The sequence below is a fragment of the Streptomyces sp. NPDC050636 genome (assembly GCF_040654775.1).
In the GTDB taxonomy this organism is placed as follows: domain Bacteria; phylum Actinomycetota; class Actinomycetes; order Streptomycetales; family Streptomycetaceae; genus Streptomyces.
This window is the reverse complement of sequence record NZ_JBFAIP010000018.1, coordinates 99,122-112,295: the sequence shown is the minus strand read 5'-3', so window position 1 is coordinate 112,295 and position 13,174 is coordinate 99,122. Positions and strand designations below refer to the sequence as shown.

18 protein-coding genes and 3 pseudogenes are annotated in these 13,174 nt (G+C 70.5%); 14 read left to right on the top strand and 7 right to left on the bottom strand.

Annotated elements, in window-relative coordinates; all coding sequences use genetic code 11:
- Positions 1 to 171: 171 nt before the first annotated feature.
- The 3 genes from AB0I10_RS17215 to AB0I10_RS17205 all read right to left on the bottom strand — a co-directional run bounded on the left by AB0I10_RS17215 (position 172) and on the right by AB0I10_RS17205 (position 3,314).
- The gene (locus AB0I10_RS17215) at positions 172 to 1,176 is read right to left on the bottom strand and encodes an alpha/beta hydrolase (RefSeq protein WP_363153277.1); all 1,005 of its coding nucleotides are present in this window, start codon (positions 1,174 to 1,176) and stop codon (positions 172 to 174) included.
- A 239-nt stretch (positions 1,177 to 1,415) separates the two neighbouring features.
- A complete protein-coding gene (locus tag AB0I10_RS17210) occupies positions 1,416 to 3,095 on the bottom strand; it encodes a bifunctional 3'-5' exonuclease/DNA polymerase (RefSeq protein ID WP_363153276.1) in 1,680 nt (559 codons plus the stop codon).
- 63 nt (positions 3,096 to 3,158) lie between these two features.
- The gene (locus tag AB0I10_RS17205) at positions 3,159 to 3,314 is read right to left on the bottom strand and encodes a hypothetical protein (RefSeq protein ID WP_363153275.1); all 156 of its coding nucleotides are present in this window, start codon (positions 3,312 to 3,314) and stop codon (positions 3,159 to 3,161) included.
- Positions 3,315 to 3,565: 251 nt separating this feature from the next.
- On the opposite strand from AB0I10_RS17205, the gene AB0I10_RS17200 reads away from it, so the two are divergent.
- The 4 genes and pseudogenes from AB0I10_RS17200 to AB0I10_RS17185 all read left to right on the top strand — a co-directional run.
- Positions 3,566 to 3,814, top strand: a complete 249-nt coding sequence (locus AB0I10_RS17200) for a chaplin (protein ID WP_363153287.1) — start codon at positions 3,566 to 3,568, stop codon at positions 3,812 to 3,814.
- Between the two features lie 632 nt (positions 3,815 to 4,446).
- On the top strand, positions 4,447 to 4,713 hold the full coding sequence (locus tag AB0I10_RS17195) for a chaplin (protein ID WP_363153286.1): 267 nt from the start codon (positions 4,447 to 4,449) through the stop codon (positions 4,711 to 4,713).
- 270 nt (positions 4,714 to 4,983) lie between these two features.
- A complete protein-coding gene (locus tag AB0I10_RS17190) occupies positions 4,984 to 5,352 on the top strand; it encodes a hypothetical protein (protein WP_363153274.1) in 369 nt (122 codons plus the stop codon).
- A 100-nt stretch (positions 5,353 to 5,452) separates the two neighbouring features.
- A pseudogene (locus AB0I10_RS17185) lies at positions 5,453 to 5,566 on the top strand (RdlA protein); the annotation flags it as partial.
- A gap of 372 nt (positions 5,567 to 5,938) precedes the next feature.
- Here the strand turns inward: AB0I10_RS17185 and AB0I10_RS17180 are convergent.
- The gene (locus AB0I10_RS17180; protein ID WP_363153273.1) at positions 5,939 to 6,589 is read right to left on the bottom strand and encodes a hypothetical protein; all 651 of its coding nucleotides are present in this window, start codon (positions 6,587 to 6,589) and stop codon (positions 5,939 to 5,941) included.
- A 498-nt stretch (positions 6,590 to 7,087) separates the two neighbouring features.
- Between AB0I10_RS17180 and AB0I10_RS17175 the strand changes: the two are divergent.
- The 4 genes and pseudogenes from AB0I10_RS17175 to AB0I10_RS17160 all read left to right on the top strand — a co-directional run.
- A pseudogene (locus tag AB0I10_RS17175) lies at positions 7,088 to 7,642 on the top strand (chaplin); the annotation flags it as partial.
- Positions 7,643 to 7,774: 132 nt separating this feature from the next.
- Entirely contained in the window at positions 7,775 to 7,960 is a 186-nt protein-coding gene (locus AB0I10_RS17170; RefSeq protein WP_363153289.1) for an LPXTG cell wall anchor domain-containing protein, read from the top strand.
- A gap of 444 nt (positions 7,961 to 8,404) precedes the next feature.
- Positions 8,405 to 8,641 carry a hypothetical protein gene (locus AB0I10_RS17165; protein ID WP_363153272.1) on the top strand — a complete coding sequence of 79 codons (237 nt, stop codon included), beginning with the start codon at positions 8,405 to 8,407 and terminating at the stop codon, positions 8,639 to 8,641.
- Positions 8,642 to 8,903: 262 nt separating this feature from the next.
- Complete coding sequence (locus AB0I10_RS17160; RefSeq protein ID WP_363153271.1) at positions 8,904 to 9,749, top strand: nitrilase-related carbon-nitrogen hydrolase; 846 nt, start codon at positions 8,904 to 8,906, stop codon at positions 9,747 to 9,749.
- Positions 9,750 to 9,762: 13 nt separating this feature from the next.
- Here the strand turns inward: AB0I10_RS17160 and tatA are convergent, their stop codons facing one another.
- The 3 genes from tatA to rpmB form a co-directional block, all read right to left on the bottom strand.
- Entirely contained in the window at positions 9,763 to 9,942 is a 180-nt protein-coding gene (tatA, locus tag AB0I10_RS17155; protein WP_363153270.1) for a Sec-independent protein translocase subunit TatA, read from the bottom strand.
- A 108-nt stretch (positions 9,943 to 10,050) separates the two neighbouring features.
- Entirely contained in the window at positions 10,051 to 10,356 is a 306-nt protein-coding gene (gene rpsN / locus AB0I10_RS17150; protein WP_363153269.1) for a 30S ribosomal protein S14, read from the bottom strand.
- Positions 10,356 to 10,592 (bottom strand): 50S ribosomal protein L28, encoded by a 237-nt coding sequence (rpmB, locus tag AB0I10_RS17145; RefSeq protein ID WP_363153268.1) that lies wholly within the window; start codon positions 10,590 to 10,592, stop codon positions 10,356 to 10,358. The genes rpsN and rpmB overlap by 1 nt, the downstream gene beginning before the upstream one ends.
- Before the next feature lie 73 nt (positions 10,593 to 10,665).
- Between rpmB and rpmG the strand changes: the two genes are divergently transcribed.
- From rpmG to AB0I10_RS17115, 6 genes and pseudogenes are all read left to right on the top strand, one after another.
- The gene (gene rpmG, locus AB0I10_RS17140) at positions 10,666 to 10,869 is read left to right on the top strand and encodes a 50S ribosomal protein L33 (protein ID WP_363153267.1); all 204 of its coding nucleotides are present in this window, start codon (positions 10,666 to 10,668) and stop codon (positions 10,867 to 10,869) included.
- Positions 10,870 to 10,875: 6 nt separating this feature from the next.
- Positions 10,876 to 11,130, top strand: coding sequence for a type B 50S ribosomal protein L31 (locus AB0I10_RS17135; protein ID WP_363153266.1), 255 nt, complete (start codon positions 10,876 to 10,878; stop codon positions 11,128 to 11,130).
- Positions 11,130 to 12,278 (top strand): GTP-binding protein, encoded by a 1,149-nt coding sequence (locus tag AB0I10_RS17130; RefSeq protein WP_363153265.1) that lies wholly within the window; start codon positions 11,130 to 11,132, stop codon positions 12,276 to 12,278. The genes AB0I10_RS17135 and AB0I10_RS17130 overlap by 1 nt, the downstream gene beginning before the upstream one ends.
- Before the next feature lie 56 nt (positions 12,279 to 12,334).
- Positions 12,335 to 12,571, top strand: coding sequence for a 30S ribosomal protein S18 (rpsR, locus tag AB0I10_RS17125; RefSeq protein WP_363153264.1), 237 nt, complete (start codon positions 12,335 to 12,337; stop codon positions 12,569 to 12,571).
- Between the two features lie 76 nt (positions 12,572 to 12,647).
- A pseudogene (locus AB0I10_RS17120) lies at positions 12,648 to 12,798 on the top strand (SRPBCC domain-containing protein); the annotation flags it as partial.
- 105 nt (positions 12,799 to 12,903) lie between these two features.
- Positions 12,904 to 13,143 carry a DUF397 domain-containing protein gene (locus AB0I10_RS17115; RefSeq protein WP_363153263.1) on the top strand — a complete coding sequence of 80 codons (240 nt, stop codon included), beginning with the start codon at positions 12,904 to 12,906 and terminating at the stop codon, positions 13,141 to 13,143.
- The last annotated feature ends 31 nt before the right edge of the window (positions 13,144 to 13,174 follow it).

Genomic DNA, 13,174 nt, shown 5'->3' with positions numbered 1-13,174 from the left:
ACGGCCTGCTGGGCATCCGTTACCGACAACGGCGGGATCTTCGGGCCACGATGATTCACACCAAACCAACGAAGAATCTCCGACTCAGGTCACTACCTAGAGCTACCTACCGACCTACTACCTGCCACTACCCTGTCTCGACTGGCCTGACTGCCTTCTACACCAAGGCCGTTACTCCGTCCCCGGATACAGCGCCTCCCTCAAATGCCCCGTCCAATGCGCCGTCATCTCCTTCGCCACCCGCGTCTCCGGGGCGTACATCTCGAAGCCGTGCCAGGCGCCGGGCACATTGCGGACGGTGACGGGAACGCCCGCGTCCATCAGGCGCCGCGCATACGCCAGGCCGGTATCGCGCAGCGCATCCAGGTCGCAGACCAGGACGTAAGCCGGCGGCAGGCCCGACAAATCCGTGGCGCGGGCCGCCGCGGCGTACGCGTCCGCCGCCGTCCCCTCGGGCAGATAGTGCTCCCACGCCAGCCGGACGGTCCGCCGACTGGCCGCCCGCAGGTCCGCGCCCGGGCCGGATGCCGCCACCGATCCCGCGTCCGCCGGCTCCTGGCCCACCCGGTCGTCCACATCCGGGACGCACATCGACTGATAGGCGATCGCCGGACCGCCGCGGTCGCGGGCCATCAGGGCGACGGCCGCGCTCAGCCCGCCGCCGGCGGACTTCCCGGTGATCGCGATCCGTTCGGGGTCGATGCCGAGCTCGGCCGCCCGCTTCGCGGTCCATTCCAGGGCGAGATGGCAGTCCTCCACTCCGGCCGGATAGCGGTGCTCGGGGGCGAGCCGGTATTCGACGGCAATGGTGACGGCGGGCAGTTCACGGCAGAGCGCCAGGGCCGTGCGGTCCTGCCCCGGCAGTGAACGCCCGATCGCGTACCCGCCGCCATGGAAGTGCAACACGGCAGGCAACAGGCCCCTGGGGGAGCCGGTTTCGGCGCCTTCCGGCGAGCCGTCGGCCCCGTCCTGCGGTCGGTAGACCTCGACCGTCAGCGCGCTGCCGTCGCCCCGCGGGATGTCGTACCGCTCGCTGCGCACGCCGGACCGGTCGGCCGGACGCGCCGCCAGCAACGCACGGAACCCGTCACGGGTCGCCTCGATGTCCTCATACGGGTTGGCGGAGGAGAGCGGCAACGAAGGGAGAAACGGGACGAGTTCGGGATGGACCTGCATGCGGTAGCTCCTCGGATCGCATGGACAGACGCGCGGCGTACGCGCTGTGTTCTGCCCCATCGTGCAGTCGACCACCGACACCGTCCCGTCGGTGCTGCCGCTGGACGTCATCGCGCGGGCCGTCCCGCACCCCCGTCACCCACCGCACCCCCGTCACCCACCCGGCCCTACACCCTGGGCATCCCCTACGCCCCGGCCTCTACGCCCCCCTTGGCCCCTACGGCCCTGCCCTTCGCCCCTCACTTCGCTTCCGCATAGCAATCCACCACAGCCGTGGTGAACGGAAATCGGACCGGAGTCTCCCCGAACGCGATCCGGCCGGCCGCCGAGGCCGCCGCCGTGATCGCCTCGGACACCGTCGCCGCCTCCTCCGCGGGGCAGTGCACGATCACCTCGTCGTGCTGGAAGAAGACCAGTTCGGCGCGGAGCCCCGCCTCTGACAGCGAGCGGCGCAGCGCGGCCAGCATCAGCAGCGCCCAGTCGGCAGCGCTGCCCTGCACGACGAAGTTACGGGTGAACCGGCCGCGGGCGCGGGCCGCCGAGCTGCTGCCGTAGCCGGCGGGCGGGTCCTCCTCCTGGGGCAGGCCCGCCTCGTCGGGCGCCGCCATGGACGCGGGCGGGCAGGTGCGCCCCATCCAGGTGCGCACCAGCCTGCCCTCTTCGCCGGCGCGCGCCGCATCGTCGACATACGCCACCGCGGCCGGGTAGCGGCGGCGCAGGTCGGCCATGTGCTTGAGAGCGTCGCCGGAGGTCTGGCCGTAAATGGCGCCCAGCAAGCCGAGCTTGGCCTGGGCACGGTCGCCGCCGAACGCACGGGCGGCCAGATCGGCGTACAGATCCTCGCCGCTGCCCGCCACCTCCATCAGGCCCCGGTCGCGCGAGACGGCGGCCAGCACCCGCGGCTCCATCTGGTCGGCGTCGGCGACCACCAGGCGCCACCCCGGGTCGGCGAGCACCGCCTGCCGGATCACCTTCGGGATCTGCAGCGCGCCGCCGCCGTTCGTGGTCCAGCGGCCGGAGACCGTGCCGCCGGGGAGGTATTCGGGGCGGAACCGGCCGTCGTGCACCCACTGCTGGAGCCAAGCCCAGCCGTGGGCGGTGTGCAGGCGGTAGAGCGACTTGTACGCCAGCAGCGGTGCGACCGCCGGATGGTCGATCTGCTGGAGCTCCCATTTGCGGGTCGAGGTGAGGGGAATCCCGGCGCCGGTGAAGGCCTTGATGATCTCGTTCGGCAGATCCGGGCGCACCCGCACGCCCGCCCCGAAGGCCCGGGACACCTCCTCGGCCAGTTCCGCCATCCGGCGTGGCTCCAGTCCGCCCGGATAGCGCTCGCCCAACAGCCCGTCCAGCAGCTTGCGGTGCACATCCGCGCGCCAGGGCACCCCGGCCCGCGACATCTCCGCGGCGACCAGCATCCCCGCCGACTCGGAGGCCAGCAGCAGCCGCATCCGCTCCGGATGCTCGGTCTTCGCCGTACGCGCCACCTGGCCGGCATACACCTCCAGCAGGGCGGCGAGCTCGTCCGTGCCGGGCGGCAGCGGCACCGGACCCGGCTCGAACAGGGACGGCTGGGTCTCGGCGGCCCGCGCGGGCGCGTCCTCCGGGACCGGCAGGCCGCGCAGCCGCGCCCAGGCGGCGGCCAGCGAGCGCGGTTGGCCCGACTGCCCCTCTTCGTGTCCGATCAGCAGCGACTCGGCGGCCTCCACGTCATAGCAGCGCTCGACCCGCACCCCCGCCGCCAGCAGCCGCCGGTACGTCTCCGCGGTGGACCGCCACACCCACCGCTCGACCTCGGGGCGCGCCCGCACGGCCTCGGCGAGCGACGGCTCCTCCAGCACCGGTCCCGCAGGCCGGCCGTCGGGGGCGAGCGGGCAGAGACGAGCACCCCCGTCGCCCGTCTCCACCACCGCCCATCTCATGACCCCGAGTCTTGCACCAGGGTCTGACAATCCCCCTGACCAGCGCATTCGCCCCCCGTGGCGTTAGCCCGTACGCACGACGAGTGGCCGCTCGCGTCCTGTGCAGTGCTCGCCCATGCCCTCCAGGCCGCAGCGCGCCACCACCGTCTCCGTCAGCTCCTGCCGGGCGAGCACCTGCCCCTCCAAGATGTCGACGACGGCCTCCCCGAGAGCCTCCATCTGCACGACGCCACTGACAATCGGCGGTGTGCGGCGCTGACCTGTGGCGATGGCGAACGCACAGCGTCGCGGAGGTGGCTGTGGGTGGCGACGCGATCGACGACATCGCCGCGCCCCCGGCGACCCGGAACGGCACATTCATCCGATTGGCCGCACTACTTTTGCCCGTTTTGGCGCGTTGAGCAGCTTGTCGCTCCAGGCGGCGCGTAACAGGTTCTGATCGCTGCTCAGTGAAGAGGTTTGCCGTGAAGATTCTCTCGAAGGCCGTTGCCTTGTCCGCCACCGCAGGGATCGCCGTCATGGGCGGGGCCGGCATTGCCGCGGCCCACGGGGGTTCGGGCGGCGCCCATGCCTCTGGTACCGCGGTGGGTTCCCCCGGCGTCGTCTCCGGAAACCTCATCCAGGTCCCGGTGAATGTGCCGGTCAACGTCTGCGGCAACACCGTCAACGTCGTCGCACTGCTCAACCCGGCGTTCGGCAACGTGTGCATCAACAAGTGAGCGCCGCTTGGCGGGAAAGGCCCGCCCGGGTGCCGGGCGGGTCTTTCGCCATCAAAGGCCGGTACGTGTTTCGGTACCTGCCCTTGGTGTGACGGGGCCCGCTCGTTACCGCGTCGCCCCTCGGACGCATCCAGGGTCCGCTCAACAAACCCTGCGCCGGTCCGCCCGCCAAGGCGAACGCCGGCTCCGTCACCGGCTTCATGCCGAATCACGGGTCAGGATTTTCTGGACGATGTCCAGGCGAACGACGCCAATGGTGTCGGTAATCACTGATCCAGTCATCGGCCGTAGGACCGGACCGCGAGCCCTCATCAGTGGTCCGGGGCCGGCGGTGCCACATCGCGAACCGTAGGGCCGGGAATTCTCGATCCACCATTTCGGTAGCAGTTCGAATTCGGTGGGCCCTTCGGCTGGCGAACTGCGCTGGTTTTCCCGCGCAGTATGTGTGGTGGCGGTCTCCCGAAACTGATTTGCATCGTTCGGGCGATTCTTTCAAAAACTTCTCCGCGGGAGTTTCGTCAGCGCGGAGAAATCGTTACCAATATTCGCAGCGGAGTTACGGGCGAGCAGGTTACCGCCCGTGCGACACGACGGTCGTGTTCGCTATGGACCCGCTGCAGGAAGGGCTGAAAGTGAAGTACGCAAAGGCGGCCGCAGTCGCTGTCGGCACGCTCATGGCAGTCGGCGCGTCTGCGCCCGCGTTCGCCGGCTCGGGGCACCACCACCATGGGTCGGGTCCCGGCGCGGGAGCCAGGGGTGTCGCCGCGCACTCCCCGGGTGTGATTTCCGGCAACTCCGTTCAGGTGCCGATCAACATCCCGATCAACGTCTGCGGCAACACCGCCAACTTCCTCGCGCTGCTCAACCCGGCGTTCGGCAACAAGTGCGTTAACCGCTGACTCGACAGAATTCGAGCCGCTTCGTTCCGGTCGGCCCCGGTGTGCAAACCATGCGCGCCGGGGCCGACCGGTGTTCGGTCCCGGCCGCACGAAACGCGAACGGCGCGCACCTTTCGGGTGGCGCTACCAAGAACCGGGAACTCCGGAGTTTCTTTCGGCACTCGGAAATCGTTGGGAAGGCAAAGCGGTGATCCGAGGAGCGAAGTAGATGCTCCCGCGACGCTGGCGTCGCGATCTCGTCCAGCACCGCCTGAGAAGGGACAGTTCAAAGTGAAGTACGCGAAGTCTGCTGCGGTTGTCGTGGGTTCCGTCATTGCGCTCGGCGCGGCCGCCCCCGCTTTCGCCGTCAATTCCGGCGGTCCGAAGGGCCTCCACGGCGGGGTGTCGGACGCGTTGAGCGGCCCCCAGCTGAAGGGCGACGAAATCCATCCGCTGGTCGCGACGGTGAATGGCGCGGCCAACGCCGTCAAGAATGAGAAGGAGAAGCTGCTGGGTGGCGCCACGGGGGCCAGCCAGCAGGTCAGTAAGAAGGTCGCCAAGAAGGCTGCGAAGCAGATCGCGGATCACTTTACGAAGCAGGCCGCCAAGAAGGCCGGCAAGAAGGTTCCGCTGCTCGGCGGCAGGCCGGTAGGTAAGTAGCGGAAGTCGTGTGATCTGCACCGGCCATGCAGGCTGTCCCCGGGTGAATCGGCGCTGATATCTCAGGTGGCCACCCTGATCGGCGAGACGGACCGGAGACAAAGACACCAACGTGCTGTACTCGCCGCAGAATCAGGAGTGCACCGGGAACTCGACGCAGGCCAAGAGTGACGAGCCGTTGTCGCACCTACTGGATGACGGCTCCCTGCTCTCCCCGACGGCGCCCACAACCACTGACCGGCCGAATGGAACCCGGGTCGCCCAGAGCTCCTTCTGCTGGGCGACCCGGGTTTTGTCGTCCGTGCATTCGGCGGAGCAGGTACGAACAGCGAGCCCAGTGCCGCGCGAAAATGACCGGCCACCAGGGCACGGAATTGTTATTCGCTCGTTACTGAAGTGGGCCGTATCGGGTCGTTATAGAGGTTGTGTGGAGGGACGCATGCCAATGCCCTTGCGAGATTGATGGGGTTGCCAGGGCATTGGCATGCCGGGCCGGAAACAGAAACAGGGTCGGTGAAGCAGTCGTCTGGCAGCGTGGGCCCTGTTGCCGGTCCGCGGTCGGCCCTGGACGGGCGGAACTCCGCGGTCAGCGGACCCCGTCGGGCAGCGTGGGCAGCGCGGGCAGGCCCGGCAGGTCGGGGGCCGGCAAGCCGCTGCCGAGCGTGGTGCTGACGATGACGTTGACCAGACCGGTGACGGTCGCCCTGAGGGCACGGGTGATCGCGGCCGGGTCACCCGCGGCGGACGCCTTGAACAGTGCGCTCGCCTTGGTCTGGAGGTCGGCCAGGGCGTTCGCCTTGAGGGCGGCGGCGGTCCTGCCGGGCTTCGCCCGCTTCCCGTTGTCGGGTCGCGAGACGGGCGGCACCTCGGGGGCGGCGGGCGTGGCAGGCGGCACCACCGGGGCCGCGGGCCCGGTCTGCCGGGCGGTGTCGATGGCGTCCCTGACGGACTTGGCGAGGCGGTCGGCCTGGCCGGGCCACAGCTTGCCGCCGGGGACGCCGAGGACCGAGGTGATCAGGTCCGTGACGGGTTTGAGCACCCCGGAGGCCAGGGCCAGGGACCTGGCCTGGCCGGCGACCGCCTCGGTGCCGGGGAGCGGGGCGTCCGGCGCGGCGACGCCGCCGGGGCGGGCCGGGGCGTCGTCGATGGACGCGAGGGCCGTGCCCGCGGCGCCCAGGGCCAGGACGCCGCAGACGGCGGTGGGGACAAGCAGACCGGCCTTCCGGGACATGCGCATGGCAGGCTCCGTTCCGAGGTGCGCGAATGGCTCACTGCCACCCTGCGAATAACGTTGACCAGCCGCAATATCTCACTCTCCTATCGTTTTTCTCATTCGGCTCAGAGCAGGCCGCCTGACCTTGTCGTTCCGTGTGACGGATGAATACGCCAAGGTGCATCCAATTGGGGCGGTGGTGGGTGTGGCATTCGGGTGAGCGGGCGTCGCTATAAAGGCGGCTGACGTATTTTCGGAAGACCGATCCCCATCTGTTCGGGTGAGGGGACAGAACCCAGGTCCGTGTGGCGGGTTGTTGGAATAGGGCTCCGTGCGGGAGTTTCTTCCCCGAAGGGTTTTGCGTGATGAAGAGGATGACGGCGGGCGCAGCCGAGCCGGCCGGAATGTCCGCTGCGGCCGCGCCCCAGGCCGTGGCGACCGGTGACGGCCACGGCACCTCCGCAGTCAACGGCAACGGTGCCGAGCCGGCGTACGGACCAGCAACGGTGTGCACAACCACTGATGGTCAACGGCCGTGTCCGGTCCACCACTTGTGACTCCGGGCGGCCGGCGGGCGGTGGCCCGTACGCAACGACTGCAGACGAGAGATGGGACATGCGACGGAGCCTGAGCCTGAAGAAGTGCGTGCTCGTTGCTGCGGTGGCCTGGGGCATTCTCGGCGCGAGCGGCGGTCCCGTGTTCGCGGACGCCGGCGCGGAGGGGGGCGCCGCGAACTCTCCTGGTGTGCTGTCCGGGATCTCCGTCCAGGTGGGGGTGGACGCACCGGTCAACGTGTGCGGTAACTCGGCGGACGGGGCGGGTGTGTTGACTCTCGCGACGGCAAACTCCTGCGGGGACGGGGCGGGAGGCGGCGCGGGCGGTGGGCGTGGGCGGTCGCACCGAGTCGGTCCCGGCGGGGGCTGGGGCGGGTCCCGTGGGGCCGCCGCCAGGGGCGGTGCCTCGATTTCTCCCGGGGGGCCGGTCGGTAACGCGGCGCAGGCGCCGGTGCAGGGCCCGGTCCCTGCCTGCGACAACACCGTTGACGCCGTTGGGCTGCTCAACGCGGCCATGGGCGCCTCCTGTGGGAACGGGGCGTCGCGCGCGCCGATCGGGCCGCACGCGCCGGATAAGCGGACGCCGGGTGCCGGGTCGGGGGAGGGGTGGGCCCGGGATGCGGCCCGGGACCCGGATGGCGGGCGGGAGCCGGACATGGGGAGGCGCGCCGCGCACTCCGCGCGGGCGCCGCGGGTGGGTGCGGTGGCGCGGGCCGGGGCGTCGGCGGGGTCGGCGCTGCTGGCGTCCACCGGCGCGCAGCAGGTGGGCGTGGCGGCGGGCGTGGGCGGCGGGCTGGTACTCGCGGGGGCGCTGCTTCTGCGCCGGTCGCGCCGGAGGTGAACCGGCGGCGCGGCGGGGACTCGGCGGCCGGCCGAGCGGGTCCGGCGGGCCGCTCGGCCTGTGCGCGCCCGGTCGGGCGGCCGTCGGCATCACCGGACGACCCGACCGCATACCGTCGTACTCGTGCCGCTGGGTGCTGCGGCTGGAAGCTACCCGGCGGTCGTACGACGGACCGTGCGGATCAACGTGTGAGGGGCGGGTCCGGCACGGGAAGGATCGTTCATTCGCTCATTGGTGGGGACCGGTCTTCGCGGGGGTTTGAAGCGGAGCGGGAGAGCATCGGCGGACGGGCGCTAGCGCAGGTCTCCGTGGCGGGGAAGCGGGGCTGCGGCAGGTGCGCGAACAGAGGACTCCAACGGGCGCACCGGCGGACTGCGGCGGGTGAGCGCGGTGCGTGGGCGGTACCCATACGAGGTCCCATTTCGTGCGCGCGAGGAGAGAAGCATGGGCAAGCTTGCCGGACGTGCCGCGGTGCCGGCAGTGATCGCCGCGGCCGTGGTGCTATCGCTCCCGGGAGTGGCGGCGGCGCAGGCTCCGGCCGATCCGCCGGCGCCGACGAGAGGCGTCCCCTGGCGGCACTGCTTGGCGCACAACCTGAAGCTGTACTGCCCGGACCGGAAGAGCGGTCGGGTCGTCGTGGTTGATCTGAACGATCGGGTGCGGGTGTGGCGGAGGGGGTGAGCGGCACGGGCCTGGGAACTCCCGTTGCCGGGCGCCTTGTTGATTCGTCCCGCGCATCCGCGGCGGCCTCCGGGCCGCGGCCCGGAGGCGGGCCCGGCGTCCTGCCCGCGGCGGGCGGCTCTCCCGTCGCGGCCGGCCGCTCTCGTCGCACGCTCGGAAAGCGCAGGTCAGGCCCTGTCTCGCACCCCTAGGCCGTAGTGCCTCACCTCTGGCAAAATTGTGACTAAGGTCGTAGAAGTGCCCAATCGGTGAGGTGTGGGCCATGCTCATAGCGTTGGCGCAGACGGACTGTGTGTTGGGCGAGGTGGCGGAGAACCTCGACCACGCCCGCGAGCAGATAGCGCAGGCGGCGGCTCAGGCCGCCGATCTCGTCGTTTTCCCCGAACTGAGCCTGCATGGCTATCACTTGGGCGCGCTCAAGCGCGATTCCTCCATTGAGGCGCGCGATCCACGGCTGCTGGAGCTCAGCACGCTGGGGCCCGATGTGCTGGTCGGTTTCCATGAGCACACCTCGCTGCGCGCCTATAACACCTCTGCGCATTACGCGGACGGTGCGCTGCTGCACGCGCACCGCAAGCTCTATCTCCCGAATTACCTGGCCTGGGAGGAGCGCAAGCACGTCAGTCCTGGGCAGTCGCTGCGTGCGTACGACCTGACGAAGGCGGCGGGCGGGGGGCGGGGCGCGACGCTGGTGTGCAATGACGCATGGCAGCCGGTGCTGCCGTGGCTGGCGGTGCAGGACGGTGCCGAGGTGCTGTTCGTGCCGACCAACAGCGCGGCGAGCCTGGACCCGGAGGCGATGGACACCGGGCTGTACTGGGACACGCTGCTGTCCTACACGGCGCGGATGCTGCAGTGCTGGGTGGTGTTCGTCAACCGGGTCGGCAACGAGCACGGCGCGACGTTCTGGGGCGGGTCGCGGGTGGTGGACCCCCGGGGGTCGGTGGTGGCGCAGGCGCCCAAATGGGAGCCCGCGCTGGTCACCGTCGACATCGACCCCTTCGAGGCGCGGCGGCAGCGCCGGGCCGTGCCGCTGGTCGCCGAGGCCCGGCTGGGGCTGGTCGACCGTGAGGTGCGGCGGCTGATCGACGAGGGCGGCGACAGCTGACGCCGGCCGGCGGTCAGTGGGTGGGCGCGGAATCCTGGCGGTCGTCCTTGAGGGCCTTGGCCTCGGACTTCAGGATGCGCAGCGAGCGGCCGAGGCCGCGCGCCATGTCGGGCAGCTTCTTGGAGCCGAAGAGCAGGACCAGGACCGCGATGACCAGGATCAGGTGCCAGGGCTCGAAGGCGTTGCGGAGCACGGCGCGCTCGCTTTCGTACGGGGATGCGGACGGTGTGTCCAGTATGACCCGAAGGGTCCGGCCGCCCGGTCCAGGGGGTGGGCCCGGGGCGGACGGTCGGTCGGGGGTCTACCAGCTGGACTTGCGGACGCCCGGCAGATAGCCCGCGTGGGCCTGTTCGCGCAGCCGTACGCGGGAGAGGCCGAAGGCGCGGAAGTAGCCGCGCGGGCGGCCGTCGACGCTGTCGCGGTTGCGGACACGGGTGGCGCTGGCGTCCCGCGGCTGGCGGGACAGCTCCCACTGGGCGGCCATGCGCTCCTCGGCCGAGGTGTGCGGATGACGGATGACGGCCTTCAGCGCCGCGCGCCGGGCCGCGTACCGGGCAACCACCGCGCGTCGCTTCCCGTTCTTGGCGATCTTGCTCTGCTTGGCCATCAGACCTTCTCCCCTCGTGCGCGGATACGGGCGACGGCCGCCTCGATCCCGATCGTGTCCACGGTCTTGATCCCCTTGGCGCTCAGCGTGAGCCGGACATGCCGGCCCTCGCTCTCCAGCCAGTAGCGCTTGCGCTGGATGTTGGGGTCGAACCGGCGCGAGGTGCGGCGGTGCGAGTGGGAGACGGAGTTGCCGAAGCCCGGCTTGCGGCCGGTCAGCTGGCAGTGGGCGGACAAGGTGCGGTCCCTCCGGTCGGTGCCCCCTGAGGAGGCTTATTGAAAATGGAAATCATTTACGTATACTACCTGCATGGCCCGCAACGAACTACGTCCGGTCGTCAAGCTCCGGTCCACCGCCGGCACCGTTCCCCAAGCTCTCCACTTCGTTCGAGCAGGGGAGGCCCCAACCACCTACGTGACCCGCAAGAACCGCCGTAATGACCCCGACCGACTGGAACTGCGCAAGTACGACCCGGTCGTCGGCCGTCATGTCACTTTCCGAGAGGAGCGCTGAGCCCCGATGAAGCCTGGGATCCACCCCGCGTACGGGCCCGTCGTCTTCCGCGACCGGGCCGCCGACTTCGCCTTCCTGACCCGTTCGACCGCGACCAGCGAGAAGACCGTCGAGTGGGAGGACGGCAACACCTATCCGGTCATCGACGTCGAGATCTCCTCGGCGAGCCACCCCTTCTACACCGGCACCGCCCGGGTGATGGACACCGCCGGCCGCGTCGAGCGGTTCGAGCGCCGCTACGGCAAGAGCGGGTCCCGCTGATGGACCGGCTCAACGTCGTGCTGGTGGGCGGCCTGCACGCCGATGCCCGGCAGGCCGCCGTCGAGCGGCTGCTGCGCTCCGTGCCCGGCAGCGTCGCCCTCCATCACGACCTCGCCGCGGCAGCCGAAGGCACCGTCCGGCGGACGGTCCGGGACGCCGGGGGGACGCTCGACACCGGAGAGGCGCCGCTGGTCAACGACTGCGCCTGCTGCGCGCTGCGCGAGGACCTCGTCCCCGAGCTGGAGCGGCTGGCCGCCGGCCGTACATGCCGGCTGGCGGTCGTGGAGCTGTGGGACTCGGTCGAGCCGAGGGCGATGGCCGAGGTGGTCACCGCGTGCGGGAGCGAGAATCTCGAGCTGACGGGAGTGATCACGGCCGTCGATCCGGCGCTGGTGCTGCCCTACCTCGGCTGCGGCGACGATCTCGCCGAGGCCGGGCTCGCGGCCGCGGCGTCCGACCGGCGCACCGTCGCGGACACCTGGGCGCGGCAGTTGGAGTACGCGCCGGTGCTGGCGCTGGCGGCGGGGGAGGAGGCCGCTGAGCCGGCCGACCTGGCGCTGCTCGCGCAGATGCATCCGATGGCGCGGCAAGTCGACGTCGAATCAGGTGAGTTGGCGGCTGCGGCGATGGCCGGTTTCGATGTGGAGGCGGCCGCGGCGCGCCAGCATCCGGCCTGCGCGCTGCTGCCGCAGGAGGCCGACGCGGACGGCGTCACCACGCTCGTCTGGCAGCACACCCGGCCCTTCCACCCCGAGCGGCTCTATGCGGCGCTGGAGGACCTGACCTGTGCGGCCGCGCGCAGCCGGGGGCGCTTCTGGCTGGCCGACCGGCCGGACACGCTGCTGTCCTGGGACGCGGCGGGCGGCGCCCTGTGCGTGGAGAACTCCGGGCCGTGGCTGGCCTCGCTGCCGGACGCCGCCTGGGAGATGGTGCCGCCGATGCGCCGGGCCGCGGCCGCGCTGGACTGGCACCCCGAGCACGGCGACCGGGCCCAGCATCTGGTCTTCGTCTCGCCCGGACTGGACCGCGAGGGGCTTGCGTCCCTGCTGGAGTCCTGCCTGCTCACCGACGCGGAGTACGCGGGCGGGCCGCATGCCTGGAAGAGCCTGCCGCCCGCTTTCGACGAACTCCTCGATCCCGTTTCGTAAGCCGGTCGGACCCCGCTGGAAACCGGCCTCTTCTCCGTACCCGTAAGGAATCTCTCATGGCTCGTCGGCCCGACCCGCGCCGGAAGTCCACGCCCCGCCCCAATCCGCTGGACGCGGCGGGGATCACCTACATCGACTACAAGGACACCGATCTGCTGCGGAAGTTCATCTCCGACCGCGGCAAGATCCGCAGCCGCCGGGTCACCCGGGTCACGGCCCGGCAGCAGCGGCAGCTGGCCCGTGCGATCAAGAACGCCCGGGAGATGGCGCTGCTGCCGTACTCGTCGCGGTGATGCGTACGGCAGACGGGTAGGTAAGAGGTTCCGAGGGCGGCCCGGCGGACCGCGCGGACCGGACGATCACCTGCCCCTGGAACCTGATGGGCGCGGCACCCGTCTCTCCCTCGTGCATGAGGGATTTGACCCCGATGACCCGTACCAGGTGCAGGCACCGCATCCTGGGCGGCGGATGGCGGCCGATGGTCACGGAGCGTTCGCAGAAGGCGCTCGACGAGCTGTGACCGGGCCGGTACCGGCTGTCGTGCACGTGCATCTGCGCATGCATCCGCATGTGAACGAAGCTATGATCCCGGGCAGTTGACACCAGTTATCACCGGGAGACTCCAGTGCCCCACGCATACAACGGCATGGCCGCAACGGATCTCCACGACGTGGCTTGGCAGAAGAGCAGGCACAGCAACTCCCAGGGCTCGTGCGTGGAGTTCGCGAAGCTGCCCGGGGGCGATATCGCGGTACGCAACTCCCGCTTCCCGGACGGCCCGGCGCTCGTCTACACGCCGGCCGAGGTCGAGGCGATGCTGCTCGGCATCAAGGACGGCGAGTTCGACCACCTCGTACGCGACTGAGGGCCTGTCGTTGCATCCGGACCGGGTGCAA